This window comes from Teichococcus aestuarii (genome assembly GCF_003116135.1).
In the GTDB taxonomy this organism is placed as follows: domain Bacteria; phylum Pseudomonadota; class Alphaproteobacteria; order Acetobacterales; family Acetobacteraceae; genus Pseudoroseomonas; species Pseudoroseomonas aestuarii.
The window spans coordinates 20668-47228 of the sequence record NZ_PDOA01000016.1; the positions used below are offsets into that span (position 1 = coordinate 20668).

The 26561-nt window shown below is 72.4% G+C and carries 27 protein-coding genes; 11 read left to right on the forward strand and 16 right to left on the reverse strand.

Annotation, left to right across the window (positions count from 1 at the left end):
* Window positions 1–91: 91 nt before the first annotated feature.
* From CR165_RS18525 to petA, 3 genes are read right to left on the reverse strand one after another with little or no spacing between them, the layout of a single operon-like run.
* Entirely contained in the window at window positions 92–904 is an 813-nt protein-coding gene (locus tag CR165_RS18525) for a cytochrome c1 (RefSeq protein WP_456316323.1), read from the reverse strand.
* Entirely contained in the window at window positions 904–2175 is a 1272-nt protein-coding gene (locus CR165_RS18530) for a cytochrome b (protein ID WP_109518433.1), read from the reverse strand. Before CR165_RS18530 ends, CR165_RS18525 begins: the two co-directional genes overlap by 1 nt.
* A gap of 12 nt (window positions 2176–2187) precedes the next feature.
* Window positions 2188–2775: a ubiquinol-cytochrome c reductase iron-sulfur subunit gene (gene petA / locus CR165_RS18535; RefSeq protein WP_109518434.1), complete on the reverse strand. Its 588-nt coding sequence runs from the start codon at window positions 2773–2775 to the stop codon at window positions 2188–2190.
* 303 nt (window positions 2776–3078) lie between these two features.
* On the opposite strand from petA, the gene hemF reads away from it, so the two are divergent.
* The 3 genes from hemF to CR165_RS18550 all read left to right on the forward strand — a co-directional run bounded on the left by hemF (window position 3079) and on the right by CR165_RS18550 (window position 5869).
* The gene (hemF, locus tag CR165_RS18540) at window positions 3079–3993 is read left to right on the forward strand and encodes an oxygen-dependent coproporphyrinogen oxidase (protein WP_109518435.1); all 915 of its coding nucleotides are present in this window, start codon (window positions 3079–3081) and stop codon (window positions 3991–3993) included.
* Window positions 3994–4101: 108 nt separating this feature from the next.
* Entirely contained in the window at window positions 4102–5100 is a 999-nt protein-coding gene (locus tag CR165_RS18545; protein WP_109518436.1) for a Bug family tripartite tricarboxylate transporter substrate binding protein, read from the forward strand.
* Between the two features lie 100 nt (window positions 5101–5200).
* The gene (locus CR165_RS18550) at window positions 5201–5869 is read left to right on the forward strand and encodes a tyrosine-protein phosphatase (RefSeq protein WP_109518490.1); all 669 of its coding nucleotides are present in this window, start codon (window positions 5201–5203) and stop codon (window positions 5867–5869) included.
* Window positions 5870–5885: 16 nt separating this feature from the next.
* On the opposite strand, the gene CR165_RS18555 is transcribed toward CR165_RS18550, so the two are convergent.
* Together CR165_RS18555 and CR165_RS18560 are read right to left on the reverse strand one after the other, a co-directional pair.
* Window positions 5886–6320: a lysozyme inhibitor LprI family protein gene (locus CR165_RS18555; RefSeq protein ID WP_109518437.1), complete on the reverse strand. Its 435-nt coding sequence runs from the start codon at window positions 6318–6320 to the stop codon at window positions 5886–5888.
* Window positions 6317–8089 (reverse strand): ABC transporter ATP-binding protein, encoded by a 1773-nt coding sequence (locus tag CR165_RS18560; protein ID WP_109518438.1) that lies wholly within the window; start codon window positions 8087–8089, stop codon window positions 6317–6319. The genes CR165_RS18555 and CR165_RS18560 overlap by 4 nt, the downstream gene beginning before the upstream one ends.
* A 231-nt stretch (window positions 8090–8320) precedes the next feature.
* Here CR165_RS18560 and CR165_RS18565 point away from each other — a divergent pair, with 231 nt between their 5' ends.
* Entirely contained in the window at window positions 8321–8536 is a 216-nt protein-coding gene (locus tag CR165_RS18565) for a hypothetical protein (RefSeq protein WP_109518439.1), read from the forward strand.
* 156 nt (window positions 8537–8692) lie between these two features.
* On the opposite strand, the gene CR165_RS18570 is transcribed toward CR165_RS18565, so the two are convergent.
* Together CR165_RS18570 and metX are read right to left on the reverse strand one after the other, a co-directional pair.
* The gene (locus CR165_RS18570) at window positions 8693–10018 is read right to left on the reverse strand and encodes an MFS transporter (RefSeq protein ID WP_109518440.1); all 1326 of its coding nucleotides are present in this window, start codon (window positions 10016–10018) and stop codon (window positions 8693–8695) included.
* Between the two features lie 192 nt (window positions 10019–10210).
* Window positions 10211–11377 (reverse strand): homoserine O-acetyltransferase MetX, encoded by a 1167-nt coding sequence (gene metX, locus CR165_RS18575; protein ID WP_109518441.1) that lies wholly within the window; start codon window positions 11375–11377, stop codon window positions 10211–10213.
* A gap of 128 nt (window positions 11378–11505) precedes the next feature.
* On the opposite strand from metX, the gene CR165_RS18580 reads away from it, so the two are divergent.
* Genes CR165_RS18580 through CR165_RS18590 form a run of 3 tightly spaced genes read left to right on the forward strand, consistent with a single transcriptional unit; the run spans window position 11506 to window position 14349 of the window.
* On the forward strand, window positions 11506–12357 hold the full coding sequence (locus CR165_RS18580) for a chorismate mutase (RefSeq protein ID WP_109518442.1): 852 nt from the start codon (window positions 11506–11508) through the stop codon (window positions 12355–12357).
* A gap of 5 nt (window positions 12358–12362) precedes the next feature.
* On the forward strand, window positions 12363–13451 hold the full coding sequence (gene hisC / locus CR165_RS18585) for a histidinol-phosphate transaminase (RefSeq protein ID WP_109518443.1): 1089 nt from the start codon (window positions 12363–12365) through the stop codon (window positions 13449–13451).
* Entirely contained in the window at window positions 13444–14349 is a 906-nt protein-coding gene (locus tag CR165_RS18590; RefSeq protein WP_109518444.1) for a prephenate dehydrogenase/arogenate dehydrogenase family protein, read from the forward strand. Before hisC ends, CR165_RS18590 begins: the two co-directional genes overlap by 8 nt.
* A gap of 109 nt (window positions 14350–14458) precedes the next feature.
* Here the strand turns inward: CR165_RS18590 and CR165_RS18595 are convergent, their stop codons facing one another.
* Window positions 14459–15241: an enoyl-CoA hydratase/isomerase family protein gene (locus tag CR165_RS18595; protein WP_109518445.1), complete on the reverse strand. Its 783-nt coding sequence runs from the start codon at window positions 15239–15241 to the stop codon at window positions 14459–14461.
* A 235-nt stretch (window positions 15242–15476) separates the two neighbouring features.
* Here CR165_RS18595 and CR165_RS18600 point away from each other — a divergent pair, with 235 nt between their 5' ends.
* On the forward strand, window positions 15477–15986 hold the full coding sequence (locus tag CR165_RS18600) for a pyridoxamine 5'-phosphate oxidase family protein (protein WP_109518446.1): 510 nt from the start codon (window positions 15477–15479) through the stop codon (window positions 15984–15986).
* Window positions 15987–16097: 111 nt separating this feature from the next.
* Window positions 16098–16961, forward strand: coding sequence for a RadC family protein (radC, locus tag CR165_RS18605; RefSeq protein WP_245906579.1), 864 nt, complete (start codon window positions 16098–16100; stop codon window positions 16959–16961).
* Here radC and CR165_RS18610 read toward each other — a convergent pair.
* From CR165_RS18610 to CR165_RS18640, 7 genes are all read right to left on the reverse strand, one after another.
* Window positions 16958–17803, reverse strand: coding sequence for a spermidine synthase (locus tag CR165_RS18610; protein WP_146201942.1), 846 nt, complete (start codon window positions 17801–17803; stop codon window positions 16958–16960). The two genes, radC and CR165_RS18610, sit on opposite strands and share 4 nt — an antisense overlap.
* Window positions 17689–18414 (reverse strand): fused MFS/spermidine synthase, encoded by a 726-nt coding sequence (locus CR165_RS18615; RefSeq protein WP_109518448.1) that lies wholly within the window; start codon window positions 18412–18414, stop codon window positions 17689–17691. The genes CR165_RS18610 and CR165_RS18615 overlap by 115 nt, the downstream gene beginning before the upstream one ends.
* A complete protein-coding gene (locus CR165_RS18620) occupies window positions 18411–19295 on the reverse strand; it encodes a 3-hydroxybutyryl-CoA dehydrogenase (RefSeq protein ID WP_109518449.1) in 885 nt (294 codons plus the stop codon). The genes CR165_RS18615 and CR165_RS18620 overlap by 4 nt, the downstream gene beginning before the upstream one ends.
* A gap of 4 nt (window positions 19296–19299) precedes the next feature.
* Window positions 19300–20226, reverse strand: a complete 927-nt coding sequence (locus tag CR165_RS18625) for an electron transfer flavoprotein subunit alpha/FixB family protein (RefSeq protein ID WP_109518450.1) — start codon at window positions 20224–20226, stop codon at window positions 19300–19302.
* Between the two features lie 2 nt (window positions 20227–20228).
* Window positions 20229–20975 carry an electron transfer flavoprotein subunit beta/FixA family protein gene (locus CR165_RS18630; RefSeq protein ID WP_109518451.1) on the reverse strand — a complete coding sequence of 249 codons (747 nt, stop codon included), beginning with the start codon at window positions 20973–20975 and terminating at the stop codon, window positions 20229–20231.
* A 203-nt stretch (window positions 20976–21178) separates the two neighbouring features.
* Entirely contained in the window at window positions 21179–21373 is a 195-nt protein-coding gene (locus CR165_RS18635; protein ID WP_109518452.1) for a twin transmembrane helix small protein, read from the reverse strand.
* A 109-nt stretch (window positions 21374–21482) separates the two neighbouring features.
* Window positions 21483–22673 carry an MFS transporter gene (locus tag CR165_RS18640; RefSeq protein WP_181378235.1) on the reverse strand — a complete coding sequence of 397 codons (1191 nt, stop codon included), beginning with the start codon at window positions 22671–22673 and terminating at the stop codon, window positions 21483–21485.
* Between the two features lie 102 nt (window positions 22674–22775).
* Here CR165_RS18640 and CR165_RS18645 point away from each other — a divergent pair, with 102 nt between their 5' ends.
* Together CR165_RS18645 and CR165_RS18650 are read left to right on the forward strand one after the other, a co-directional pair.
* The gene (locus CR165_RS18645; RefSeq protein ID WP_109518492.1) at window positions 22776–25145 is read left to right on the forward strand and encodes a mechanosensitive ion channel domain-containing protein; all 2370 of its coding nucleotides are present in this window, start codon (window positions 22776–22778) and stop codon (window positions 25143–25145) included.
* A gap of 194 nt (window positions 25146–25339) precedes the next feature.
* The gene (locus CR165_RS18650; protein WP_109518454.1) at window positions 25340–25618 is read left to right on the forward strand and encodes a hypothetical protein; all 279 of its coding nucleotides are present in this window, start codon (window positions 25340–25342) and stop codon (window positions 25616–25618) included.
* A gap of 75 nt (window positions 25619–25693) precedes the next feature.
* Here CR165_RS18650 and CR165_RS18655 read toward each other — a convergent pair whose 3' ends face one another.
* Window positions 25694–26392 (reverse strand): CBS domain-containing protein, encoded by a 699-nt coding sequence (locus tag CR165_RS18655; RefSeq protein ID WP_245906580.1) that lies wholly within the window; start codon window positions 26390–26392, stop codon window positions 25694–25696.
* Window positions 26393–26561 lie beyond the last annotated feature (169 nt).

A 26561-nucleotide genomic window follows, 5' to 3' on the forward strand; every position in this document is an offset into this window, starting at 1 on the left:
GGCGTGGAAAAGGGCCGCCCGGGCGGGCGGCCCCTGATTCGCTCAAGATCTCTGCGGCAGGGACCGCTCCCGGTGGGCGATCCCGTGCAGGTTACGTGACCGGGTCGCCGCCGACGCGGGCCCAGATCTTCCGCTTCACGGCATAGGTCAGGCCGCCCAGGATGATCAGGAACAGGATGATGCGCACGCCCATGGCGCGGCGGGTCTCCAGCTCCGGCTCGGCCGCCCAGGCCAGGAAGGCCGAGACGTCGCGCGTCATCTGGTCCACCGTGGCGCGGGTGCCGTCGGCGTACTGGATCTGGCCGTCGCTGTTGATCGGCGGCGCCATGCCGATCTGATGACCGGGGAAGTACTTGTTGTAGTACATCCCCTCCATGACGGTGACGCCGGCGGGCGGCGGGTCCTCGTAGCCGGTCAGCAGCGCATGGATGTAGTCCGCGCCGCCGACACGGGCCTTGACGATCACCGACAGGTCGGGCGGCAGGGCGCCGTTGTTCGCCGCGCGCGCCGCCGCGTCATTGGGGAAGGGACGGCGGAAGCGGTCGGAGGCGCGGCCGGGGCGCTCGAACATCTCGCCATCGTCGTTCGGGCCGTCCTGGATCTGGTAGCTGGCCGCGACGGCCGCCACCTGCTCGGCGGAGAGCCCGATGTCGCGCAGGTTGCGGTAGGAGAGCAGCCGCATCGAGTGGCAGGCCGCGCAGACCTCCTTGTAGACCTGGAAGCCGCGCTGCAGCTCGCCCCGGTCGAAGGTGCCGAACAGCCCGTCGAAGGAGTAGCGGGTGTCGGGGATCTCGATGTTCCCTTCCGCCGCCTGAGCGCCGGGTGCGGCCATCAGCCCGAGGGAGAGAGCGGCGGCGAGGGCCGCCGCCTTCAGTTTCAGGGCGGGGAGTTTACGCACCGGCATCATGCCTTCTCCATGGGCTTGGCCACGGCGGCGCCGGGCAGGGGGCCGCCGCCACGCAGCACGGCCTTGGCAATGCTCTCAGGCAGCGGGAGCGGCCGCTCGATCTTCGCCAGCAGGGGGAGGATCACCAGGAAGTAGGCGAAGTAGTAGGCCGTGGAGAGACGGGCGATCAGCACGTAGACGCCCTCGGCCGGCATGCCGCCCGCCCACATCAGGACGAAGAAGTTCACGCCCCACAGCATCAGGAACCACTTGGCGATCGGGCGGAAGCGCATGGAGCGCACCGGCGAGCGGTCCAGCCAGGGCAGCACGAACAGGATGGCGATGGCGCCGAACATCATCAGCACGCCGCCGAGCTTGTTCGGCACCGCGCGGAGGATGGCGTAGAAGGGCAGGAAGTACCACTCGGGCACGATGTGCGCCGGCGTCACCAGCGGGTTGGCCGGGATGTAGTTGTCCGGGTGGCCCAGGTAGTTCGGGCTGAAGAACACCAGGAAGGCGAAGACGATCAGGTAGACGATGATCCCGACGCTGTCCTTGATGGTGTAGTAGGGGTGGAAGGGCAGCGTGTCCTGCGGACCCTTCGGCTCGATGCCCAGCGGGTTGTTGGAGCCGGTGATGTGCAGCGCGGCGATGTGCAGGAACACCACGCCGGCGATCACGAAGGGCAGCAGGTAGTGCAGGCTGAAGAAGCGGTTCAGCGTCGGATTGTCGACCGAGAAGCCGCCCCACAGCAGGGTCACGATGGCGTCGCCCACCAGCGGGATGGCGGAGAACAGGTTGGTGATGACGGTGGCGCCCCAGAAGGACATCTGGCCCCAGGGCAGCACGTAGCCCATGAAGGCGGTGGCCATCATCAGCAGGAAGATGGTGACGCCGAGCATCCAGAGCAGCTCACGCGGCGCCTTGTAGGAGCCGTAGTAGAGGTTGCGCCAGATGTGCACGATCACCACGATGAAGAACATGCTGGCGCCGTTCATGTGAACGTAGCGGATCAGCCAGCCGTAGTTCACGTCGCGCATGATGCGCTCCACGCTCTCGAAGGCGAGCGAGGTGTGCGCGGTGTAGTTCATGGCCAGGAAGATGCCGGTGGCGATCATGATCATCAGGTTGATCATCGCCAGCGCGCCGAAATTCCAGAAGTAGTTGAAATTCCGGGGAGTCGGGAAGGTCCCGTACTCCTTTTGCATCATGGTGAACACCGGCATGCGCTGGTCGATCCAGCGCACCACCGGGTTTGTGAAGCTGCTCTCGTGCAGGCCGGATGCCATGGGGTGCGGTCCTCAGCCGATGCGGATCTGGGTATCGGAGGTAAAGCTGTATTCCGGAACCGCAAGGTTCGTCGGCGCCGGGCCGCGGCGGATACGGCCGGAGGTGTCGTAGTGGCTGCCATGGCAGGGGCAGAACCAGCCGCCGAAATCGCCGCGGGCGTCGGTCGGCCGCTGGCCCAGCGGCACGCAGCCCAGGTGGGTGCAGACGCCCAGCACCACCAGCCAGGGCTTGCGCTCCACGCGGGCGCTGTCCGGCTGCGGGTCGCGCAGCTCGCCCAGCGGCACGGTCTCGGCCTCCTGGATCTCCTGCGCCGTGCGGTGGCGCACGAAGACCGGCTTGCCGCGCCACATCACGGTCACGGCCTGGCCCTCAGTGATGTGGGCGAGGTTCACATCGGTGCTGGCCAGCGCCAGCACGTCCTTGGCGGGGTTCATCGAGTGGATGAACGGCCAGACGATGGCGCCCACGCCGACCGCCGCGAAGGAGCCCGCCGCCAGTTTTAGGAAGTCCCGTTTGGTGCCCTGGTCGGGGCCATGGGCACCTTCCCCATGGGCGCCACCCATTTCGGGGGAGCTGCTCGGCGCAAGCGTATCGGCCATGCCTCATCGTCCCTTTTGGCGGCCGCCCCGATATCCTGGCAGGCGGGCCGACCGCTAATCCCTGTCCGCAGAACTGCGGCAGCGACGGCCACGCGCGAAGCCGCGCTGCAACACCGTGCGCCGGCGCCATATAAAGGCAGGCGTAGCAGGGTGGCAATTGCTGCGGGCGCTGCCGTGCGACATGCGGCACGCTTCCGGCCCTTCCTGCCGCGCCCACGCCACACCGGTTGCGGCCGGCCGGACGCCGCGCTAGCGCCGCCCCGCGCCCCGCCGACCGGGCCGCCGCAGGAGTTCCGCCCCGCCATGCCCGACACCCCGCCCCTCCCCGCCCACGGCGCCCATCCGCTGGCCGAGCCCGCCCGGGCCTGGTTCGAGTCGCTGCGCGACCGGCTCTGCGCCGCCTTCGAGGCGATCGAGGACGAGCTGGAGAGCGGGCCGCATGCCGGGCTGGCCCCTGGCCGCTTCCAGCGCAGCGCCTGGGAGCGGACGGATGGCGACAGGCCGGGCGGCGGCGGCGTCATGTCTGTCATGAAGGGGCGGGTGTTCGAGAAGGTGGGGGTGAACGTCTCCACCGTCTGGGGCGAGTTCAGCCCGGAATTCCGCAAGCAGATTCCCGGCGCCGAGGAGGACCCGCGCTTCCTGGCCACCGGCGTCTCGCTGGTGGCGCACATGCGCTCCCCCCGCGTGCCGGCGGCGCACATGAACACCCGCTTCATCACCACCCGCCGCACCTGGTTCGGCGGCGGCGGCGACCTGACGCCGATGGACATGCAGGCGCCCGAGTCGCTGGCGGACGGCGCCAGCTTCCACGCCGCCTTCCAGGCCGCCTGCGACCGGCACGACCCCGCCTACTACCCGCGCTTCAAGGCCTGGTGCGACGAGTACTTCTTCCTCCCCCACCGCAACGAGCCACGCGGCCTGGGCGGCATCTTCTACGACTGGCTGGGGCGGGACGAGCCGGAGGGCGAGAACCTCGCCGCGCATTTCGCCTTCACCCGCGACGTGGGCGAGGCCTTCCTCGCCGCCTACCCCGCCATCATCCGCCGCCGCATGCACGAGCCCTGGACCGGGGCGGAGCGCGAGCACCAGCTCATCCGCCGCGGCCGCTACGTCGAGTTCAACCTGCTGCACGACCGCGGCACGCTGTTCGGCCTGCGCACCGGCGGCAACACCGAGGCCATCCTGATGTCCATGCCGCCCGAGGTGCGCTGGCCCTGAGGGGCGGCCCGGAGCGGCGATGAAAGGCGGCGGGGAGGGGTGGCGCGGACGCGCCGCTTTCCGGCATCTTGCCCCGGTCCAAGAGAACGAGACCGGAGGATTCGCCCGATGACCACCCGCCGCACCCTGCTGGGCGCCGCCCTGGCCCTGCCCAGCTTGGCCCTGCCCACCCTCGCCACCCAGGCCCGCGCCCAGGGCGCCGGCAACTGGCCGGACCGCCCGGTGCGCATGGTCGTGCCCTACCCGCCCGGCGGCTCCACCGACCTGCTGACCCGCCTGCTCTGCGAGCGGCTGTCGCAGAAGCTCGGCCAGAACTTCGTGGTGGAGAACCGCCCCGGCGCCGGCGGCAACATCGGCATGGACGCCGTGGCCAAGGCCACGCCCGACGGCTACACCTTCGGCGCCGCCACGATCGGGCATTTCTCGATCAACCAGTATCTCTACAGCCGCATGCCGTGGGACATCGACCGGGACTTCATCCCCGTCTCCCTCACCTGGGAATTCCCCAACGTGGTGGTGGTCTCCAGCCAGCACGTGCCGGCGAAGACGCTGCAGGAATTCATCGACTGGGTGCGCAAGCAGCCCAACGGCGTCTCCTACGGCTCGCCCGGCGTCGGCACCACGCCGCACCTCTCGGGCGAGATCTTCCGCAACCGGCTGAAGCTGGATGCCACCCACGTCCCCTTCCGCGGCGCGGCGCAGACCATCCCGGCCATGCTCTCGGGCGACGTCACCTTCGCCATCGACAACCTCGCCTCCTACGTGCCGGTGATCCAGGAGGGGCGGATGCGGGCGCTGGCCGTGACCGGCGCCCAGCGCTGGCCGACCCTGCCCGACGTGCCGACCATGGCCGAGGCGGGGATGGAGGATTTCGTCATCACCTCCTGGGGCGCCTTTGTGGCGCCCGCCGGCACGCCGCGCCCGATCGTCGACAAGATGAACGCGGCGCTGCGCGAGATCGCCGCCGACGAGGCGCTGAAGCAGCGCTTCCTGCAGGCCGGCGGCACGCCGCTCTGGTCCACGCCGGAGGACGCCATCGCCCGCGGCAAGGCGGAGCGGCCGATGTGGCAGGACGCCGTGAAGTCCTCCGGCGCCCGGGCGGACTGAAGCGGCGCCCCGCCCCCGCCTCCTGGCGCGCCATGCGCCGGGGGCGGGGCAGGAACATCCGGCCTTGGCGCGGGGCCGGCGCGGCGCCATACCCCGGGGCATGGCGCAGGACCTCACCTCCCCCGCCGGGCGGCGCGCCGCCTGGCTCAACAGCCTGTTCGTCGACCACGCCGTGCTGCGGCTGGCCTGGCGCAACTGGGGCGTGGTGGCGCCCGGCCGCCTCTACCGCTCCAACCACCCGAGCCCCTTCCAGATGCGGCTGGCGGTGAAGGGCACGGGCATCCGCAGCATCATCAACCTGCGCGGCCACCGGGAGAGCTGCGGCTCCGACGCGCTGGGCCGCGCCATGGCGGCGGAGCTCGGGCTGGAGCATGTGGACGCGCCACTGGAATCGCGCGGCGCCCCGCACAAGGACCGGATGCTGCGGCTGGCGGAGATCTTCACCCGCCTGCCGGAGCCGATCCTGATCCACTGCAAATCCGGCGCCGACCGCACCGGGCTGGCCGCCGGCCTCTGGCTGCTGCTGCAGGGGGAGAGCGTGGAGGTGGCGATGCGCCAGCTCTCCTGGCGGCACGGCCATGTCTCGGCCAGCAAGACCGGCATCCTCGATGCCTTCTTCCGCGAATACGCCCGCTTCCTGAGCGCCCACGGCCCCAAGCCCTTCCTGGACTGGGTGCGCGAGGATTACGACGAGGACGCGCTGCGCGCCGCCTTCCGCAGCCGCGCCTGGGCGGACCGGCTGGTGGACGGCATCCTGCGCCGGGAGTGAGGCGGCCGGCCGCGGCTCAGCGGCCGGCGGGCGGCACCGGGCAGGCGAGGTCGCCTTCCCCGCAGTTCAGATAGGCCTGGAGCGCCTCCAGGCGCTGCCGCGTCAGCCCCAGCAGGCATCCGGACTGCGCCGCCGGGTGGAAGGAGCCGCCGCGCGAACCGGCGGTGGCGAAGGCGCATTCCGCGTCCCGGAAGCGGAGCCAGGCCCGCTGCGCCTCGGTCAGCGGGGCGCGCAGCGGCGAATCCTCGCCCAGCCGGGCGATGAGGGCGCGGTAGGCCGCGTTCAGCGCCAGGTCGGCCTCGCCGAGCTCCCGGGCGAGGCAGGCATTCATCCCCGCCTGCGTCTCCTCCGCGCCGCAGGCCGGCGCGGCGCGCGCCGGGCCGGGCACAGCCAGCGCCAGCAGCAGCGCCGCCAGCCCCGTGGCGGCCGGGATACGCCGGGCCCGCATCATGCCGTCTCCACGCTGAAGGCCTGGGTGCGCACCATGCGGGCGTAGAGCCCGTCCCGCGCCATCAGCTCGGCATGGCGGCCCTGCTCCACGGCGCGGCCCTCCCGCATCACCACGATGCGGTCCGCCTGCTGCACGGTGGAAAGGCGGTGCGCCACCACCAGCGTGGTGCGCCCGGCCCGCAGCCGCTCCAGCGCGCGGCCGATGGCGGCCTCGTTCTCGGCGTCCAGCGCGCTGGTGGCCTCGTCCAGCAGCAGCACGCGCGGGTTGCGCAGCAGGGCACGGGCCAGCGCGATGCGCTGCCGCTGCCCGCCCGAGAGGCGCGAGCCGCCCGGCCCCAGCACCGTGTCGTAGCCGCGCGGCAGGGCGGTGATGAAGTCGTGCGCCGCGGCGGCGCGGGCCGCCTCCTCCACCGCCGCGCGGCCGGCGCCGGGGTGGCCATAGGCGATGTTGGCCAGCGCCGTGTCGTCGAAGAGCACCGCCTCCTGCCCGACATAGGCGATGGCGGCGCGCAGCGAGGCCAGGGTGACGTCGCGGATGTCGGCGCCGTCTAGCAGGATGCGGCCCTCGGTCGCGTCGTAGAGGCGCGGCAGCAGGGTCAGCGCGGTGGACTTGCCGGCGCCGGAGGGGCCGACCAGCGCCACGGTCTGCCCCGGCTCGGCGGCGAAGCTGAGGCCGGAGAGCGCCGGCGGCCCCCCCTCCTCCCCCTCGTAGTGGAAGCCGACCGCCTCGAAGGCCAGCCGCCCCGCCCCCTCGGGCAGCGGCCGGGCGCCGGGCCGCTCGGTGATGCGCGGCGGGCGGTCCATCACGCCGAAGACGCGGATCAGCCCGCCGAAGCCCTCCTGCAGGGCGGCGTTGAGCGAGCCGAGGGCGCGCATCGGCCGGGTGGCCAGCAGCAGCGCGGTGATGAAGCCGGTGAACTCGCCCACCGTGCCGCGGCCGGTGCTGACCTTCCAGCCGACGAAGGCGAGCACGCCGGCCACGGCGATGCCGCCCAGCGCCTCGAGGATCGGGTCCAGCTTGGCGCGGGTGCGGGCGATGGTGAGCAGCGCCTGGCGCAGATCGGCGAAGGCGCGGGCGGCGCGGCCCTCCTCCTGCGCCTCCAGCCCGTAGCTGCGCACCACGCGGGCGGCCGCGAAGCTCTCGGTCAGGATGGCCGCCGTCTCGCCCACCCGCTCCTGCATGCCGCCCGAGGCGCGGCGGATGCGCTTGCCGAGCCGCATCACCGGCACCACGGCGATCGGGTAGAGCACCACGAGGATCAGGCTCATGTGCCAGTCGAGCCAGATCATCGAGGCGACGAGGCCGACCACCGTCAGCCCGTCCGCCAGGCCGTTGATGGCCTTGGTCAGCGCCTCGCGGATGGCCTGGGCGTCGGCGGTGAAACGGGCGGCGTAGCGGGCCGGCGCCTCCCGCGCCACCAGCGCCAGGTCGGTGCGGGTGAGAGAGCGGAACAGGTCGTTCTGCAGCGACTCGATGACGCGCAGCACCACCGCCTGCACCGAGACCGCCTGCCCGTACTGCGCCAGCGACTTCAGCGCCGTGATGACGACAATGACCGGCGGCACCAGCCAGACGATGCGTCCGTCGCCCTCCGTGAACAGGTCGAAGGCCTGCTGGATGACCAGCGGGTAGAGCGCGGTGAAGCCGGCCAGCGCCGCCGTGCAGAGCAGCGCCAGCAGGATGCCCCCGCGGTGGTGCCGCACATAGTCGTGCCACAGGCGGGCGAGCAGGGCTTTGCTGGTCTCGGGCGGGGGCAGGGCTTTGGCCATGCGCGGCGCTTAAAGCGGATCGGCCCCGCGTGGAAGCGCCTTGCGGCGGCGCGGCCCCGGCCCACCAGGGCGAAGCGAACGGCGCGCTTTTCTTGCAAATGATTATCATGTCAAAGTACCTGACAATCATTCGCAGTAATGCTCGCGAAATCTCCATCCGGGTTACTGGAACGATCCGGCGCCTCGCGCACTATTCCCGTAATCCCTTTGATGGTTGAGGAGACCGCGACCATGTCCTTCGCCGACGCCACCGACGCCGCCTGCACCAAGTGCAAGTTCTTCGACAACCACACCGCCATGGCCGAGGCCGGGGAAGGGCTGTGCCGCTTCAACCCGCCGGTGAGCCAGCCCAGCGCCGAGGCGCATGGCCTCTGGCCGGTGGTTTCCTCGCAGGATTGGTGCGGCCATTTCAGCCAGGATGCGATGCGCTCCGGCGTGGCCGACTGACACCGGCTCCTCCCCGGGAGGCGCCGGCGCCCGCGGGCGGACCGGCCCCGCTGCGCGGGAGCGGGTGACGCGCCGCAGCGCGGCATGGAAAAGGGCGCCGCCCCGGCCGGGGCGGCGCCCTTTCTCATGCCGCGGCCTCCGGAGCGGCGGGCAGCCTCAGCGCGCGGCGCCCACGGGGGCGGCGGGCATGTCCGCCTCCGGCGGCAGGGCGCGGCCATTCGCCACCAGCGTGGCGATGCCGACCAGCGACACGGCGCCCACGTAGTGCGCCGGCCCCAGCGGGTCGGCCGCCACCAGGGCGGAGACCAGCAGCGGGGTGAGGCCGCCGAACAGGGCATAGGCCAGGTTGTAGGCGAAGGAGACGCCGCTGAAGCGGATGGGCGGCGGGAAGGCGTGGATCATCACATAGGGCACCACGGTGATGACGCCGATGGTGGCGCCGGCCAGCGCATAGAGCGGCACCAGCAGCTCCGGCCGCGCGGCGGCGCCGAGATACAGCGCGTAGGTCGCCGCGATCAGCGCCAGCGCGCCGGTGACGCCCACCTTCACGCTGCCGAAGCGGTCCAGCAGCGCGCCGCACAGCATGGCGGAGACGGTCAGCGCCAGCGTCGCCATCAGGTTGCCGCGCAGCGTCTCGGCGGGGGTGAAGCCGTGCAGGCGCTGCAGCAGCGTCGGCGTCATCAGGATCACCACGACGATCGCCGCCGTCAGCATCCAGGTGACGAGCATGGAGACGGCCACGCCGCGGCGGTGGCCGCGCAGCACCTGCCGGATGGGCAGCCCCTGCGTCAGCGCGGCGCGTCGGCGCATCGCCTCGAACACCGGCGTCTCGTGCAGGAAGCGGCGCAGATACATGGCCAGGAAGCCGAACACGCCGCCCACCAGGAAGGCCAGGCGCCAGCCCCAGGCCGCCACCTCGGCCGGGGCGAGGGCGGTGTTGATGGCCGTGGCCATCAGCGAGCCGAGCAGGATGCCGCCCGTGAGGCCGCCCGTCAGCATGCCCACCGCCAGCCCGACGCGGCCGGGCGGCACATGCTCGGAGACGAACACCCAGGCGCCCGGCCCCTCGCCGCCGATGGCCGCGCCCTGCATCATGCGGAAGATCAGCAGCAGGATCGGCGCGGCGTAGCCCAGCGTGGCGTAGGTGGGCGTCAGGCCGATCAGCAGCGTCGGCACCGCCATCAGGAAGATGGAGAAGGTGAACATGCGCTTGCGGCCGAGCTTGTCGCCGAAATGCGCCATGACCAGCCCGCCGAGCGGCCGGGCCAGGTAGCCGGCGGCGAAGATGCCGAAGGTCTGCAGCTGCTGCAGCCAGTCCGGCATGCCGGGCGGGAAGAAGAGGTGGCTGATGGCGGCCGCGAAGAAGACGAAGATGATGAAGTCGTAGAATTCCAGCGCGCCGCCCAGCGAGGCGAGGAGGAGGGTGCGCAGGTCCCGCCGGCTCAGGGGTGCTCTCGCGTCGGGGGGGCTGTGCTCGCTCATGTTCCGCCTGTCTCGTCGGGCTGCGGCGCTTCGTTGCGCGGCATGGCCGGTCCAGGGTTATCTTGCGTCTCGGGGTGGCCTTGTCGCGGCGTGTTTGCTGGATGCTGCGTTGCACAAGGGGCGGGGCTGCGGCGCCGCGCTCAGACCCCGAGGCGCTCCGCCGCGCTCAGACTCCCAGGCGCTCCGCCGCACTCAGACTCCCAGGCGCTCCGCGGCTCCGCGCAGGAAGCCGCCGAGCGCCGCGTGGAACTCCGGCTCGTCCAGCAGGAAGGCGTCGTGCCCCTTGTCGGACTTGATCTCGACGAAGGAGACACTGGCCGCCGCCGCGTTCAGCGCGCGCACCAGGGCGCGGCTCTCGCTGGTGGGGAACAGCCAGTCCGAGCTGAAGCTGGCCACGAAGAAGCGCGTGGCCGTGCCGCGGAAGGCCGCCGCCAGCTCCCCCCCATGCTCCGCCGCCAGGTCGAAGTAATCCATGGCGCGGGTGATGGTGAGGTAGGAATTGGCGTCGAAGCGGCGGACGAAGGTGCTGCCCTGGTGGCGCAGGTAGCTCTCCACCTCGAACACGTCCTCGAGGAAGGTGAGCGCCGAGGCGCCGCGCAGCCGGCGGCCGAACTTGCGCGCCAGCGCCTCCTCCGAGAGGTAGGTGATGTGCGCCACCATGCGCGCCACCGACAGCCCCTTGGCCGGCACCAGCCCCTCCTCCGCCCAGTAGCGCCCGCCGCGCCAGTCCGGGTCGGAATGGATGGCGGCGCGGCCGACCTCGTGGAAGGCGATGTTCTGCGCGCTGTGGTGCGCGGCCGTGGCGATCGGCGCGCAGGCATGCACCATGCGCGGGAAGGTGGCGGCCCATTCCAGCGCCTGCATCCCCCCCATCGAGCCGCCGACCACGGCCAGCAGCCGGTCGATGCCAAGATGGCGGACCAGCTTCTCCTGCGCCCGCACCATGTCGCGGATGGTGATGTTGGGGAAATCCGTGCCCCAGGGGCGGGTATGGCCGTCGCTGTCGGTCATCGGCGCGCGCGGGCCGGTGCTGCCCATGCAGCCGCCCAGCACGTTGGCGCAGATGACGAAGAAGCGGCTGGTATCGATCGGCTTGCCGGGGCCGACGATCGCCTCCCACCAGCCGGGCCGGCCGGTGACGGGGTGGCGCTCGGCCAGGTACTGGTCGCCGGTGAGGGCGTGGCAGACCAGCACGGCGTTGCTGCGCGCCGCGTTCAGCGTGCCGTAGGTGCGGTAGGCGACGTCGAGCGGCGCCACCCAGGCGCCGCAATCCAGCGCCATGCCCTCGGGGAAATGCGCCCGCTGGTGCTCCACCGGGGCGGCGGGATCGGCGGGGGAGGAAGGAAGCGGCTCGGTCATCGCGCCCGCAGCAATAGGGGCGCCGCCGCCGCAGGTCCACCGCCGCCTTGCCGGCGGGCGGGCGGATTCGGGCGGCCCGGTTGTGCCTTGGCGGAATGGCGGGGGCGCTCTATTGCTGAGGCGCCGCCATGCCCGACCTTGCCCCCCCCGACCTGGCCTCCCTGCGCACCGAGATCGACCGGATCGACGACGCGTTGCACGACCTGCTGATGCGCCGGGCCGACCTCGTCGCCCACATGGCCGCGAGCCGGGTGAAGCAGGGCGGCCCCACCTTCCGCCCCGGGCGCGAGGCCGTGATCCTGCGCCGCCTGCTGGAGCGCAACCGGGGGGCGCTGGCCCGCCCGGCCGTGGTGCGCTTCTGGCGCGAGATCATCGCCTCCTCCCTGGCGCAGCAGGGCGGCTTCTCGGTGGCAACGCAGGGCGAGGCGGGCGTCGAGTCGCCCCTGGCGCGGCTGGCCCGCGCGCATTTCGGCCTGCTGACGCCGCTGCGCCTGCACCCCACCCCCACCCGCGTGCTGGCCAGCCTGGCCAGCGGCGAGGCCGCCGTGGCCGTGCTGCCCGCGCCGCAGGAGGGCGAGCGCCCCGAGGCGGCGTGGTGGACGCAGATGGAATCGCCGCGGCTGCACATCGTCGCCGCCCTGCCCTTCCTGGCGCCGTTGGAAGCCGCGCGGGATGGCGGGCGCGAGAAGGCGCCGCCCCAGGCCTTCGCCATCTCCCCCCTGGCGCCGGACGCCACGGGGCGGGACCGCAGCCTGCTGCGCTTCGAGCCGCTGCCGGAGCATTCCCGCGCCCGCATCCTCTCCCTCCTGAACACCGCCGGCCTGGCGCCGCGCTGGCTGCTGCGCCGCGAATCGCCGACGCCGATGGCGCTGGCCGAGATCGAGGGCTTCCTGGCCGAGGGCGACCCGCGCCTCGGCGCCCTGCCCTTCCCCCGCCTGCAGATCCTCGGCGCCTATGCCGAGCCCGAGCCGGAAGAATGACGCCGATGACCGTGCCGCCGCGCCCCTCCATCCTGTCGATCGATCCGTATGTCGGGGGCGAGTCGAAGATCCCGGGCGTCAACCGGATCATCAAGCTCTCCTCCAACGAGGGCGCCTTCGGCCCGCCGCCGGCGGCCATCGAGGCCATCGTGCAGGCGGCGCGCGAGGCGCACCGCTACCCGGACGGCAACGCAAAGGCGCTGCGCGAGGCGATCGGCGCCCGCTTCGGCCTCGACCCCGCGCGCATCATCTGCGGCAACGGCTCGGACGAGCTGATCACCCTGCTCTGCACGGCCTATGCCGGCGAGGGCAGCGAGGTCATCATGTCGGCCTACGGCTTCATGATGTACGACATCACCGGCCGCGCCTCCGGCGCGCGGGTGCTGAAGGTGGCCGAGGTGCCGGCGCCGGGCGGCGGCATGCAGGCCGATATCGACGGGATGCTGGCGGCCGTCGGCCCGCGCACCCGCATCGTCTTCCTCACCAACCCCAACAACCCGACCGGCACGCTGCTGCCGAACGCCGAGCTGGCGCGCCTCCGCGCCGGCCTGCGCGACGACATCCTGCTGGTGCTGGACAGCGCCTATGCCGAATACGTCACCGCCCCCGGCTACGACCCCGGCGAGGCGCTGGTCGATGCCGCCGGCAACACCATCATGCTGCGCACCTTCAGCAAGATCTTCGGCCTGGGCGGCATGCGGGTGGGCTGGGGCTACGCGGCCCCCGACATCATCGACGTGCTGAACCGCGTGCGCGGGCCGTTCAACGTGGCCGGCGCCTCCCAGGCCGCCGCCGTGGCGGCGCTGGCCGAGCCGGGCTGGGTGGAGAAATCCGTCGCGCACAACACCGAGTGGCGCGGCAAGGTGGCGGCGGCGCTGACCGCCGCCGGCCACACCGTCTGGCCGAGCGAGACCAACTTCCTGCTGATCGATTTCGGCTCGCCGGAGGGGGCGAAGGCGGCGGACGCGAAGCTCAAGGCGCGCGGGCTGATCGTGCGCGGCATGGGCGGCTACGGGCTGCCGGGGTGCCTGCGCATCACCATCGGCACCGCCGAGGAATGCCAGATGGTGATCGACAGCTTCGCCCATGGCTGAGGAAACCTCCGGGGCCGAGCCGGTCTTCCAGCGCCTCTGCATCATCGGGCTCGGGCTGATCGGCTCCTCCCTCGCGCGGCTGGCGCGCGAGCGGGGGGACATCGCCGCCACGCTGGTCGCCTGCGACAGCGGCCCGGGCGTTGCCGAGCGCGTGCGGGAGCTGGGCCTCGCCGATGTGGTGGAGACCGACCCGGCCCGCGCCGTGGAGGGCTGCGACGGCGTCATCCTCTGCACCCCCGTCGGCACCTTCGCGGCCCTGATGGCGGCGATCGCCCCCCACCTCGCCCCGGGCGCCGTGCTGACCGACACCGGCTCCACCAAGGGCTCCGTGCTGCGCGACCTGCTGCCGCTGCTGCCCGAGGGCGTGCACCTGGTGCCCGGCCACCCGATGGCCGGCACCGAGCATTCCGGCCCCGATGCCGGCTTCGCCACGCTGTTCCAGGGCCGCTACGTCATCCTGACGCCGCTGGAGGGCACCGACCCCGCGGCACGGGCGAAGGTGGAGGCGCTGTGGCAGCGCGCCGGCGCCATGATCGAGGCGATGGACGCCACGACGCACGACAAGGTGGTGGCCATCGTCTCCCACCTGCCGCACCTGATCGCCTTCACCATCTGCTCCACCGCCGACGATCTGGCGCAGGAGACGCGGGAGCAGGTGCTGAAATTCGCCGCCTCCGGCTTCCGCGACTTCACCCGCATCGCCTCCAGCGACGTGGACATGTGGCGCGACGTCTTCCTCAACAACCGCGAGGCGCTGCTGGAGATGCTGGCGCGCTTCTCGGAGGACGCCCACGCCCTCGGCCGCGCCGTGCGCTGGGGGGAGGCCGGCTTCATCGAGGACCGCATCCGGCGCGGGCGGAAGATCCGGCGGACGCTGATCGAGCTGAAGCAGGCGTAAGGGTTCTTTTTTGGAAAAAAGAACCAAAAAACTTTTGTCAGTTGGCGCGACGCCCAACTAACAAAGTCTTTTTGCTTCTTTTTCTTCAGAAAAAGAAGATGACTTCCCCTTACCGCCCCTCGAACACCGGCGCACGCTTCGCCAGGAACGCCTTCACCGCGTTCTGGAAATCCTGCGTCTCGGCGTAGCGGCCGGCGGCCTCGATCTCCTCGGGCGGGATGGGCATCGGCCCGCGCAGCTGCCGCAGCGCGCGCTTGTGGAAGCGGTTGGAGAGCGGCGCGCCCTCCGCGATGCGTGCGGCCAGCGCCCCGGCCTCCTCGAACACCGCGCCATCCGGCACGCAGCGCGTCAGCAGGCCGCGCGAGAGGGCCTCGGGGCCGTCCAGCACCCGCCCCTCGATCATCAGCTCGCAAGCCACGGCGTAGCCCACCACGGCCTGAAGCGCCTCCAGCGCCACATAGGGGTACCAGATGCCGAGCTTGCGGGCGGGGATGCCGAAGCGCATCCCCTCGCCGCCCACCCGGAAGTCGCACACCGTGGCCAGGCCGGCGCCGCCGCCCATGCACCAGCCGGAGATGGCCGCCACCACCGGGTGCGTGCAGTCGCGGATGTTGACCAGCGCCGAATCCAGCCCGGCGGCGTAGCGGCGGTCCTTCTCCCGCCCGCCGTAATCCTCGCCGAAGCCGCCGATATCGGCGCCGGCGCAGAAGGCGGCCTCGCCCGCCCCGCGCAGGATGACGCAGCGCAGGCTCTCATCGGCGGAGAGGGCGGCGAAGGTGGTGCCCATCGCCTCCCACATCGGCAGGTCGAGGCAGTTGCGCTTCTCGGGGCGGTCGATCAGCACCGTGGCGATCGGGCCGTCGCGGCTGACGCGGAGGTTCGGGTGGATCATGGTGGCGGAACGGTGCGGGCAGGCGGCGGCCCTGTCAACGCCAGCCCCGCCAACGCCGGCCTCGTCAACACCAGCCCTGTCAACGCCAGCCCTGTCAACGCCAGCCCTGTCAACGCCAGCCCTGTCAACGCCAGCCCTGTCAACGCCAGCCCTGGCAACACCGGCCTGGGCGCGCCGGGCAACCCTTCCCCGGCCCCCGGGGTTTGGACCGGCAGGACGACGACGGGAGAAACCCATGCACACGGACCGCAACGACGACGAGATGCGCATGAAGGTGCGCGAGATGATCGGCGAGATCGGCACCGCGATCTTCACCACCATCGACCAGCAGGGCCGCCTGCGCGGGCGGCCGATGCGCACCCAGAAACCCGACCCCGACGGCCGCACCCTGTGGTTCTTCACCCGCGCCGACAGCCCGAAGATCGCCGAGCTGGAAGGCGATTCCCGGGTGCTGCTGGGCTATGCCGACACGCGCAGCCAGGACTACGTCTCCATCTTCGGCCGCGGCCGGGTGGTGCGGGACGTGGCGAAGAAGCGCGCCGTCTGGACCGAGGGCGTGCGCACCTGGCTGCCCGAGGGGCCGGAGAGCGACAAGGTGGCGCTGATCGGCGTCGAGATCGAGGGCGCCGAATACTGGGACGGCATCTCCTCCAGCCTCCGCTTCGCCTTCGGCTATGCCCAGTCGCTGGTCAGCGGCAAGCCGGACACCAGCGGCGAAAACGCCAAGGTCAGCTTCAGCGGCTGAGAGCCTTCATCGCAGCCGATTCACGAAAATTTGAACCAAAAGGTTGAACTTCTCCTCTCCTGTGATGAAAATGCCCCTCGCCGCCAGGAGGCGGAAGATGGAGAGGCCGCGATGTCAGCATGGCTTTCCAGTGCCCAGGGCCAGAATGGCGCGGGGCGGGACCAACCCCCTTCCCGCCCCCCGGGCTTCGCCGAGGCGCCGCTGCGGCTGGACGAGGCCACCCTGCCCCGGGCGGAGGATCTGGGCTACGAGCTGCGCCCGCCCCGCCCGGATGCTCCGCCCGCACCTGCCACGCCCTTCCAGGGCACCGGCCCGCAGGGCCATCGCGGGCGGATGCGCGAGAAGCTGCTGGAACGCGGCCCGGACGCGCTGGCGGATTACGAGCTGCTGGAGATGCTGCTCTTCTTCGCCTTCAAGCAGGGCGACACCAAGCCGCTGGCCAAGGCGCTGATCAACCGCTTCGGCAGCTTCGCCGCCGTGCTCGCCGCGCCGCAGCAGGTGCTGATGGAGACGCGCGGCCTCGGGCCGCACAGCGTGGCGGCCCTCAAGCTGGTGCAGGCCGCCGCGCTGCGGCTGGCCAAGGCCGAGGTGATGGAGGCGCCCGTCCTGAACAACTGGGACCGGCTGATCACCTACCTCAACGCCGCCATCAGCCGCGAGAAGATCAAGCAGTTCCGCATCCTCTTCCTCGACAGCAAGAACCGCCTGATCGCCGACGAGGCGCAGGCCAAGGGGACGGTGAACCACACGCCCGTCTACCCGCGGGAGGTGATGAAGCGGGCGCTGGAGCTGCACGCCACGGCGCTGATCCTCGTCCACAACCACCCGAGCGGCGACCCGACGCCGAGCCGCGCCGATATCGAGATGACGGCCGAGATCAAGCAGGCGGGGCAGTTCTTCGCCGTGGTGGTGCATGACCACCTGATCGTCGGCAATGGGCGCTACCTGAGCTTCCGGCGTGAGGGGCTGCTCTAGCGGGACAGCGCCCGCGCGGCGCGGATCTCCATGTCGGAGCGCTCGTCGGTGAGCGGGGCGTGGCCGGCGGCGAGCGGCGCGCCCTCCTCCAGCGTGCGCGACAGGCGCAGCGCGGCGCGGCGCGCGGCCTCCGGCGCGGCGCGCAGCCGGGCCTCGGCCGTGGCCACCGCCATCGGCTCGCCCCAGGCGAGGAGCAGCGTGTTGCCGCTGGCCGAGCGCGCCGCCATCAGGCCGGGAAAGACCCGCCCGAGGCTCGCCGCCAGCGGCCCCACGATGCTCTCCGGGTCGCCCCCGCCATAGACGTTCATCGCCACCACCCCGCCGGGCGCGAGGCGCCGCGCCAGGGATTCGAAGAACTCCACCGTGGCGACATGCGCCGGGATCTGCCCGGTGGCGTAGAGATCCACCATGATGACGGCGTAGCGGCCCGTATCCTTCGCCACAAAGCGCCGCGCATCGTCATGCGCCACGGGGATGGACAGGGAGAAATGCGCGCGCGCCAGGGCGGTCACGCCAGGGTCGATCTCCACGCCCTGCGGGCGCAGCGCCGGCCAGGCGGCCTGGGTGGCGGAGATGGCCGCGCCCCCCGCCACGCCGAGGTAGAGCGCGCTTCCGCCCTCCGCCTGCCCGGGCCGGGCCAGCGCCGGCACGGCGGACAGCAATTCCCAGTAGGAGCCGGTCTCCCGCCCGTCATGCCAGCGGACGGATTGCGCCACGCGGGTGGTGTTCAGCAGCAGCGAGGTGGCCTGCGCGTCGCGCCAGACCATCGCCGTGTTGTAGGGCGTCTCCACATAGGCGGCGAAGAGGCGCTGCCGGGCCTGCTCGGCCAGGTATCCGGGCACAGGGGCAGCAGGGCCAGGGCGGCCGGCAGCGGGCGCAGCCCCGTGGCCAGCGCCGCCAGGGCGGCGACCAGCGCGGCCAGGGCGTAGCCGCCGGTGAGGCCGAGATAGGGGATGGCCAGGAAGGCCGCGAAGAAGGTGCCGCCGATGCTGCCCAGCGCCTGGCAGGCCGAGACCAGCCCCGAGGCCCGCGCCGCGCCGATATCGGGCGCCAGCCGCGCCACGCAGAGCGGCGAGGCGGCGGCGAGGACGAAGGCCGGCGGCCCGATCAGCAGCATCGAGGCGCCGATCGCGCCCGGCAGCGGCCCGAGCCATGCCTCGGCGCCGGCGGCGATGCCGCGGCCGAGCCAGGGCACCAGCGCCGCGAACAGCGCCGCCGCGCCGAGCAGCCAGGGCAGCGCGCGCGCTCCATCCGGCCGGGCGCCGAGCCGCCCGCCCAGCGCATAGCCCAGCGCCATGAAGGCCAGCGCCGTGCCGATGATGGCGCCCCACTGGTGGATGGTCTGCCCGAAGACCGGCGCCATCAGCCGGCCGTCGAGCATCTCCAGCGCCATCACGCTCCAGCCGGCGGCGAAGGCCGCGAAGCCGGTGGCGAGGCGCCCGGCCAGCGTCAACGGGACGGCTTCGGCGGGTCCTGGCTGTAGTCGTAGAAGCCCTTGCCCGACTTCCGGCCGAGCCAGCCGGCCTCGACATACTTCACCAGCAGCGGCGAGGGGCGGTACTTGCCGTCCCCCATTCCCTCATGCAGCACGCGCATGATGGCAAGGCAGGTGTCCAGCCCGATGAAGTCGGCCAGTTCCAGCGGCCCCATCGGGTGGTTGGCGCCGAGCTTCATCGCCGCGTCGATGGAGCGGACATCGCCCACCCCCTCGTGCAGGGCGGTGGCCGCCTCGTTCAGCATCGGGATCAGGATGCGGTTGACCAGGAAGCCGGGGAAGTCCTCCGACACCGCCGTGGTCTTGCCGAGCCGCTTCGCCAGCGCCGAGACGGCCCCGAAGGTCGCGTCCGAGGTGGCGAAGCCGCGGATCACCTCCACCAGCTTCATCACCGGCACCGGGTTGAAGAAGTGCATGCCGATGAAGCGGTCCGGCCGGTCGGTCGCCGCCGCCAGCCGGGTGATGGGGATGGAGGAGGTGTTGGAGGCGAGGATGGCCTCCGGCTTCAGCAGCGGGCAGACGGCGCGGAAGATGGAGAGCTTGAGGTCCTCCCGCTCCGTCGCCGCCTCGATGACGATGTCGCTCTGCGCGAGCGCCGCCATCTCGGTGCCGGTGGCGATGCGCGCCAGGGCGGCGTCGCGCGCCCCGGCCTCCAGCGCGCCCTTCTGCACCTGCCGCTCCATGTTGCGGCCGATGGTGGCCAGCGCCTTCTCCAGCGCCTCCGCCTTCACATCCACCAGCGCGACGGAGAGCCCCGCCAGCGCCGCCACATGGGCGATGCCATTGCCCATCTGCCCGGCGCCGATGACGCCGACCGAGGCGATCTCCGTCACGCCCATGGCCTCAGCCCAGCTCCTGCTCGAGCTCGGGCAGGATCTTGAACAGGTCGCCCACCAGGCCGTAATCGGCCACCTGGAAGATCGGCGCCTCCTCGTCCTTGTTGATGGCGACGATCACCTTGCTGTCCTTCATGCCGGCCAGGTGCTGGATGGCGCCCGAGATGCCCACCGCGATGTAGAGCTCCGGCGCCACGATCTTGCCGGTCTGCCCCACCTGATGGTCGTTCGGCGCGTAGCCGGCATCGACCGCCGCGCGGGAGGCGCCGATGGCGGCCCCCAGCTTGTCCGCGATGCCCTCCAGCAGATGGAAATTCTCGGCCGAGCCCATGGCGCGGCCGCCGGAGACGACGACGCGAGCGGCGGTCAGCTCCGGCCGCTCGCTCTGCGCGATCTCGGCGCCGACGAAGCTGGAGACGGCCGGGTCCTCGGCGGAGGGGGCCGCCTCGACGGCGGCGGAGCCGCCCTCGGCCGGGGCCGGGTCGAAGGAGGCGGCGCGGACGGTCAGCACCTTCTTCGCGTCGGCCGTCTTCACCGTGGCCAGCGCGTTGCCGGCGTAGATGAAGCGGCGGAAGGTGTCCGCGCCCTCCACGGCGGCGATGTCGGTGATGATCTGCACATCGAGCAGCGCGGCGACGCGCGGCATGATGTTCTTGCCCATGGCGCTGCCGGGGGCCAGCAGGTGGCTGTAGTTCGGGGCCAGCGCCACCAGCAGGGCGGCGGCGGGCTCGGCCAGGCCATGCTCGTAGGCCGGGCCGTCCGCCTGGATCACCTTGGTGACGCCGGCGAGCTTGGCCGCGGCCTGCGCCGCCTCGGCGCCGCCGAGGACGAGCACATGCACGTCGCCATCGATCTGGGAGGCCGCGGCCACCGCGCTGCGGGTGGGCTGGCTGACGGTCGCGCCGCTGCGGTCGGCAAGGACGAGAACGGCCATGGTCAGATCACCTTCGCTTCGGTCTTCAGCTTGGACACCAGCTCGGACACCGAGCCGACCTTGACGCCGGCCTGGCGCTTCGGCGGCTCCTCCACCTTCACCACCGTCAGGCGCGGGGTGAGGTCGACGCCGAGATCCGCCGCCTTCAGCGTCTCCAGCGGCTTCTTCCGGGCCTTCATGATGTTGGGCAGGCTGGCGTAGCGCGGCTCGTTCAGCCGCAGGTCGGTGGTGACGATGGCGGGCAGCTTCAGCTGCACCGTCTCCAGCCCGCCATCGACCTCGCGCGTCACTTTCGCGCCATCGGCCGAGAGCTCAACCTTGCTGGCATAGGTGCCCTGGCTCCAGCCGAGCAGCGCCGCCAGCATCTGGCCGGTGGCGTTCATGTCGTCGTCGATCGCCTGCTTGCCGAGGATGACGAGCTGCGGCTGCTCGCGCTCGACCAGCGCCTTCAGCACCTTGGCCACGCCCAGCGGCTCGGCGCCCTCGGCCTCGACCAGGATGGCGCGGTCGGCGCCCATGGCCAGCGCGGTGCGGAGCTGCTCCTGCGCCTGGGCCGGGCCGATGGTGACGGCGACGATCTCGGTGACGGTCCCCTTCTCCTTCAGACGCACCGCTTCCTCGACGGCGATCTCGTCGAAGGGGTTCATCGACATCTTCACGTTCGCCGTCTCGACGCCCGTGCCGTCCGCCTTCACGCGGACCTTCACATTGTAATCGACCACCCGCTTGACGGGGACGAGGAGCTTCATCGCCGGGCCGTGTCCTGCTTTCTGGGTTTCAACCTGAGTGCCGGGCGGCGCCGCACCCCCCTCCGGCCGTGCCAGGCGGGGCGCGCATGCCACCCGCCCCCCTTCCGGGAGGCTTTGTGCAGTTGCGGCACGGAGCCTAGGCGCCAGCGCCGGCCGAGGCAAGGTGACCCCCGGCCCGCCCCGCCCGGCTCCGCCGGCCGGCGTCAGCCACGCATGGTGAGCATCAGCAGCACGAACAATGCCAGGGAGACGCCCTGGAGGGTGACCCGCCAGCGCATCAACCGGTTGGAGCGGGCGCCGTTCCCTTCGCCCTGGGCAAGGCCGAGCATGCCGGCGAACATGACGCCCAGCGTGGCGAACATGGCGACGCCGAGCAGGATGGAGAGGACGATTTGCATGGATCGCACATAGCGCCGTTTCGCAGGCGTGCAAGCCGGCCCGGGGGCGTGCATGGCGGCGCCGGCCGCAGGGCAGACCGGCGGCGGCGGCGGGGATCGTTCCGGCGCCTCAGCGCCCGCCGCGCACCCAGAAGGCGCCCGCCAGCGCGCAGGCGGCGCAGAGAAGGAAGCCGCCCAGATAGGCCCCCGTACCCGCCACCAGCGCGGTGAAGGCCACCGGCATCACCACCTGCACCACCCCGAACACCACGCCAAGCGCCGCCGTGGCGCCGCCCACCCGGCCCTGGGGCGCGATTCGCGCCACCTCGCCCAGCAGCACGCCGTTCCAGCCGATGCCGGTGGCGCCCAGCACCATGCCGGCCAGCGTCACCGCCAGCCCCGGCCAGGCAGGGCCGGCGAAGGCCAGCGCCACGCAGCCCAGCACCGCGCCGGCGCCGATCGCCACCAGCACCGGCACCGGCCCCACCCGGTCGGCCAGCAGGCCCCAGAAGACGCGCCCGGCCACCCCCGCCCCCTGCGCCAGCGCCATGCGCAGCCCGGCCTCGGTGAGCGGGGTGCCCAGAACCTCCACCTGCCAGGCGACGAAGAAGGCGGCGAAGCAGAATTGCGAGACGCCGAAGCAGGCGGCGGCGCAGGTCAGCGACCGCAGCCGGCTGTCCCGCCGCACCAGGCCGAGGCTGCCCACCGCGTCGCGCCAGGCGGCGCGGGGGCCGCCGGCGGCGGTGGGGTCGCGGTCGGCGTCCAGCGCGGCGCGCAGCGGCTGCAGGGCCAGCGCGGCCAGCAGCGCCAGCGCCGCCATGGTCAGTGCCCCCGCCCGCCAGCCGAACGCCACCCCCACCGCCGGCGCCAGCGCCGCCGTCAGCATCGAGCCCGCTGGCACGCCGCACTGTTTGAGGCTGAAGATCAGGCTGCGCTGCCGCGGCGGCACCCGCCCCGCCAGCAGGTGGCTGCCCGAGGGCGTGACCGGCCCGTGCCCCAGCCCGGCCAGCAGCGCCGAGGCGGCCAGCGCCAGCGGATGGCCGAGCACGGCGAGGGCGATGCCGCAGCCGATCAGCACCAGCGCCCCCTGGCAGACGCGGATGCCGCCATGCCGGCGCAGCAGCAGCCCGGTGAAGGGGCCGGAGACCAGCGCCCCAGCATAGACCAGCCCGGTGTGCAGCCCGACCAGGCTCGGCGGCAGGTCCAGCTCGCGCGCGATCAGCGGCGCCAGCACGGGCAGGGTGAGGAAGGCCCCCATCCCGGCGAGGTGCACGCCGAGCAGGGCGACCATGACGGTCCAGACGGTGGGGGCTGCAAACATTCCGCCGCCATCCTGGACGGCGCGGCCGGCGCCGTCCATGGGGGCAGGAAAGCCCAAAGCAAGGCTTGACCCGGGCCGGGGCTTCGGCTTCCGGTGCGCGCCATGCGCACCCTGCACGTCCTGCTGCTGTTGCTGTGCGCCTGGGCCGCCCCGGCCCTGGCGCAGAACGCCGCCCCGCCCGCCGCCGCTCCGCCCGCCGCCGCCCCACCCGGCGCCGCCGTGCCGGCGGGCGAGGCCGCGCGCCTGCTGGGCCTGCTGCGCGACGACGCCCGGCGGGCCGAGCTGATTCGCACGCTGGAGGCCCTGGCCGCCGCCGAGCGGCAGGCCGCCGCCACGCGCGGCCCCGCTCCGGCCGCCGCGCCCGCCGCCGCTCCGGCCACAGCTCCGGCCGCGCCATCCGCCGCGCCGGCCTCCCCGGCCCCCGAGCAGCCCGCCGCCGCCGCCCCCGGCCAGGCGGTGGAGCAGCTCCTGGCGCCCAACACGCTGGGCGGCCAGCTGCTGATCGGCGCCTCGCAGCGGCTGGAATGGCTCTCCACCCAGATCGTCAGCACGGCCGAGGCGGTCACCGACCTGCCGGGGTTGCTCGGCTGGTTCTCCTCCCTGGCGCGCGACCCGGTGACCCAGGCGCGGGTGGCCGATGCCTCCTGGAAGCTGGCGCTGCTGCTCGGCCTCGGCGTGCTGGCAGAGTGGCTGGCGCACCGTGCCCTGCACCGCCCGCGCGAGCGGCTGGACGCGCTGGCGCCCGAGGCCGGCAATGCCTGGACCTGGCTGCGCCGGGTGCCGCTGGTGCTGGCGCGGCTGCTGCTGGACCTGCTGCCGATCGCCGCCTTCGCCGTCATCTCCTACGGGCTGATCGGCGCGGTGCAGCCGCTGCCCACCACCCAGCTCGTGCTGCTGACGGCCAACAACGCCTACATCGTCGCCCGGCTGATCATGGCGCTGAGCCGGATGCTGTTCTCCCCCGCCTCCGCCCATCTGCGGCTGCTGCCCTGCGCCGACCTCACGGCCGCCTATGTCACGGTCTGGCTGCGGCGCATCGTGGTGGTGATGATCACCGGCGGCGCGGTGGCGGAGGCGGGGCTGCTGTTCGGCCTGCCCTGGGGCGCCTACGACGCCATCCTGCGCCTGGTGCTGCTGATCGCCTCGGTGTTCCTCGGCATCATCGTGCTGCAGAACCGGGTGGCGGTGGCGCAGAAGCTGCGCGCGCCCCCGCTGAAGCCGGGCGACGTGCCGAACCGCTCCCGCGCCGCGCTGCGCCGCTTCCGCGACTGGCTGGCCGAGGTGTGGCACGTGCTCGCCATCCTCTACCTGCTGGCGCTCTGGGGCGTCTGGGCGCTCGAGATCCGCGACGGCTTCACCCGCCTGCTGCGCGCCAGCCTGCTCACCGTGCTGGTGCTCTCGCTCGCCAAGGGGCTCGACGTGCTGCTGCGCCGGGCGCTGGCGGGCAGCTTCCGCATCGCCCCCGACCTCGCCGGCCGCTACCCGGCGCTGGAGGCGCGCGCCAACCGCTACGTGCCGCTGCTGAAGGGCGGCATCTCCGGCTTCCTGACGGTGCTGACGGTGCTCACCCTGCTGGAGGTGTGGGGCATCGATTCCTTCGCCTGGTTCGCGCCGGGCGAGCTGGGCAGCCGGGTGCTGCGCTCGGCCCTCTCGGTCGGCTTCACCGCGGTGGTGGCGGTGGTGGTGTGGGAGGCGGTGAACGCCGCCATCCAGCGCCACCTCGACCGCCTCTCGCGCGATGCCGAGGCCGCCCGCAGCGCCCGCGTCCGCACCCTGGTGCCGATGCTGCGCACCACGCTGTTCGTCGTCATCCTGCTGTTCGTGGCCTTCAACCTGCTCACCGAGCTGGGCGTGAACGTGGCGCCGCTGCTGGCCGGCGCCGGCGTCATCGGCCTGGCGCTGGGCTTCGGCTCGCAGAAGCTGGTGCAGGACGTCATCACCGGCGTCTTCCTGCTGTTCGAGGACGCCATGGCGGTGGGCGACGTGGTCAATCTCGGCGGCAAGGGCGGCGTGGTGGAGAAGCTCTCCATCCGCTCCATCACGCTGCGCGACCTCGACGGCAGCGTGCACATCATCCCGTTCAGCACCGTCACCGCCGTCACCAACATGACGCGGGACTTCTCCTTCGCCCTGCTCGACGTGCAGGTGGCCTACCGCGAGAGCACCGACAAGGTGGTGGAGCTGCTGCAGGCGCTCTGCCAGGAGATGCGCGCGGAGGCCAAGTGGGGCCTCGTCATCCGCGACGAGATGGAGGTGCTGGGCGTGGACCGGCTGCCGCCGGACGGGCCGGTGATCCGCGTGCGGATCAAGACCGAGCCGATCCAGCGCTGGAACGTGATGCGCGAGATGAACCGCCGCATCAAGCAGCGCTTCGACGAGCTGGGCATCGAGATCCCGGCGCAGCGGCAGAAGCTGATGTTCGAGGGCACGCCCCCGTCGGGCTTCCCGCCGGTGGCGGCGCCGCAGCCGTGAGGAAGGCGGGCGCGGGAGGCGCAGGAACGGGCTTGCCTCGCGGCGCGGGGCGGGCTTATCGTGCGGCCATGCGCCGTATTCGGAACATCGGGATCGTCATTAGCGGCCCGGCCGCCTGAGCGCCCTGCGGGGGGCAGCGGCCGGGATCAACCCCGCGCGACCATCCCCACCGAATGATCCGGAAGCTTCTCCCCATGTCCGACCATCCCTGCGCCCTTACGGCCGCCCGCTTCACCGTCCTCGCCGAGGCCTATCCCGGCCTGCTCTCCCGCGTGCTGGAGCCCTTCGCCAAGCGCGACCTGACGCCCGACCGCGTCCGCTCGCAGCGCGAGGGCGAGCTGCTGCGCACCGAGATCGCGCTCGACGCCATGCCGGTGGAGATGCTGCACCTGGTGGCCGGCAATCTGGGCCAGATCGTCGGCGTGCTGCGGGTGGAGGCCATGGAGGGCCGCCACATCCGCCTGGCGGCGTGAGCCGAGCCGCCTGAACGCAGAGGGGCGCCGCCCGGCCTGCCCGCCGGGCGGCGCCCCGCGCCTCGGCCGCCCCCTTCAGGCAGCGGCGAAGAGCTGGGCCGGCATGGGCTGGGTGTTGTCCACCACCGCCTTCACGCCAGGCACCTGCGCGGCCAGCACCTTGAGCCCGCGCAGCACGGCCGCGCTGTTGCTGAAGCCGTGCAGCTCCACCACCCCGTCCTTCACGTCGACCAGGGTGAAGAAGGTGTCCGCCCAGGGCTCGCGCCGCATCGCCGCCAGCACGGCGCGGCGCAGCCGCTCGTCGGAATACTCGCCCGTCTCGGCCGGCGGCTCGACCAGCGCGCGCAGCAGGTCGGCGCGGCTGACGAGGCCGAGCAGCCGCTTCTCATGCGTCACCAGCACGCGGCGGATGCCCTTCTCCTCCATCATCGCCGCGATCTCGGAGACCGGCGTGGTGGGGGCGACGGTGACGACGTCGCGCGTCATCACGTCGGCGGCGGTGGCGCCGTGGCTGGCGGCGTAGCGGTCGGCCAGCCGGTCCATGTCGGTGAAGAGCTGGCGCAGCAGGCCCATCGGCTTGCCGTCGCCGCCCGTCAGGCGGCGGATCAGGTCCGCCTCGGTGACGATGCCGAGCAGCTTGCCATCGGCGCCCAGCACCGGCACGGCGGAGATGCCGCGCTCGGAGAGCAGGCGGGCGATGGCCAGCACCGGCGTCTCCGGCGGCACCGTCACCACATTCTCGGTCATCAGGTCCTTGGCGTTCAGCACGGTCATGGCGGCTGCTCCTATCCGATGCGCCCATCATGCGCCCCGCCGGCCCGGCACGCCTTGATGCGCATCAATCGCGGCGCGGCCTTGGCATCCACCCTGGCGGATGCCCTGGATGAAGCTTCCACCGGGCCGCGCGGGCAGGATAGGGTGCGGATACAGAACAAAATCAGGG

What these genes read in the sequence shown, in the direction of transcription:
- CR165_RS18645 (WP_109518492.1), top strand. Translation starts at nt 22,776, where the DNA reads ATGCGCACCCTGCACGTCCTGCTGCTGTTGCTGTGCGCCTGGGCCGCC.
- CR165_RS18565 (WP_109518439.1), top strand. Translation starts at nt 8,321, where the DNA reads ATGTCCTTCGCCGACGCCACCGACGCCGCCTGCACCAAGTGCAAGTTC.
- CR165_RS18620 (WP_109518449.1), bottom strand. Translation starts at nt 19,295, where the DNA reads ATGGGCGTGACGGAGATCGCCTCGGTCGGCGTCATCGGCGCCGGGCAG.
- CR165_RS18530 (WP_109518433.1), bottom strand. Translation starts at nt 2,175, where the DNA reads ATGGCATCCGGCCTGCACGAGAGCAGCTTCACAAACCCGGTGGTGCGC.
- CR165_RS18600 (WP_109518446.1), top strand. Translation starts at nt 15,477, where the DNA reads ATGCACACGGACCGCAACGACGACGAGATGCGCATGAAGGTGCGCGAG.
- petA (WP_109518434.1), bottom strand. Translation starts at nt 2,775, where the DNA reads ATGGCCGATACGCTTGCGCCGAGCAGCTCCCCCGAAATGGGTGGCGCC.
- CR165_RS18550 (WP_109518490.1), top strand. Translation starts at nt 5,201, where the DNA reads ATGGCGCAGGACCTCACCTCCCCCGCCGGGCGGCGCGCCGCCTGGCTC.
- CR165_RS18545 (WP_109518436.1), top strand. Translation starts at nt 4,102, where the DNA reads ATGACCACCCGCCGCACCCTGCTGGGCGCCGCCCTGGCCCTGCCCAGC.
- CR165_RS18570 (WP_109518440.1), bottom strand. Translation starts at nt 10,018, where the DNA reads ATGAGCGAGCACAGCCCCCCCGACGCGAGAGCACCCCTGAGCCGGCGG.
- CR165_RS18640 (WP_181378235.1), bottom strand. Translation starts at nt 22,673, where the DNA reads ATGTTTGCAGCCCCCACCGTCTGGACCGTCATGGTCGCCCTGCTCGGC.
- hisC (WP_109518443.1), top strand. Translation starts at nt 12,363, where the DNA reads ATGACCGTGCCGCCGCGCCCCTCCATCCTGTCGATCGATCCGTATGTC.
- CR165_RS18525 (WP_456316323.1), bottom strand. Translation starts at nt 904, where the DNA reads ATGCCGGTGCGTAAACTCCCCGCCCTGAAACTGAAGGCGGCGGCCCTC.
- hemF (WP_109518435.1), top strand. Translation starts at nt 3,079, where the DNA reads ATGCCCGACACCCCGCCCCTCCCCGCCCACGGCGCCCATCCGCTGGCC.
- metX (WP_109518441.1), bottom strand. Translation starts at nt 11,377, where the DNA reads ATGACCGAGCCGCTTCCTTCCTCCCCCGCCGATCCCGCCGCCCCGGTG.
- CR165_RS18560 (WP_109518438.1), bottom strand. Translation starts at nt 8,089, where the DNA reads ATGGCCAAAGCCCTGCCCCCGCCCGAGACCAGCAAAGCCCTGCTCGCC.
- CR165_RS18590 (WP_109518444.1), top strand. Translation starts at nt 13,444, where the DNA reads ATGGCTGAGGAAACCTCCGGGGCCGAGCCGGTCTTCCAGCGCCTCTGC.
- CR165_RS18630 (WP_109518451.1), bottom strand. Translation starts at nt 20,975, where the DNA reads ATGAAGCTCCTCGTCCCCGTCAAGCGGGTGGTCGATTACAATGTGAAG.
- CR165_RS18555 (WP_109518437.1), bottom strand. Translation starts at nt 6,320, where the DNA reads ATGATGCGGGCCCGGCGTATCCCGGCCGCCACGGGGCTGGCGGCGCTG.
- CR165_RS18650 (WP_109518454.1), top strand. Translation starts at nt 25,340, where the DNA reads ATGTCCGACCATCCCTGCGCCCTTACGGCCGCCCGCTTCACCGTCCTC.
- radC (WP_245906579.1), top strand. Translation starts at nt 16,098, where the DNA reads ATGTCAGCATGGCTTTCCAGTGCCCAGGGCCAGAATGGCGCGGGGCGG.
- CR165_RS18655 (WP_245906580.1), bottom strand. Translation starts at nt 26,392, where the DNA reads ATGACCGTGCTGAACGCCAAGGACCTGATGACCGAGAATGTGGTGACG.
- CR165_RS18625 (WP_109518450.1), bottom strand. Translation starts at nt 20,226, where the DNA reads ATGGCCGTTCTCGTCCTTGCCGACCGCAGCGGCGCGACCGTCAGCCAG.
- CR165_RS18595 (WP_109518445.1), bottom strand. Translation starts at nt 15,241, where the DNA reads ATGATCCACCCGAACCTCCGCGTCAGCCGCGACGGCCCGATCGCCACG.
- CR165_RS18635 (WP_109518452.1), bottom strand. Translation starts at nt 21,373, where the DNA reads ATGCAAATCGTCCTCTCCATCCTGCTCGGCGTCGCCATGTTCGCCACG.
- CR165_RS18580 (WP_109518442.1), top strand. Translation starts at nt 11,506, where the DNA reads ATGCCCGACCTTGCCCCCCCCGACCTGGCCTCCCTGCGCACCGAGATC.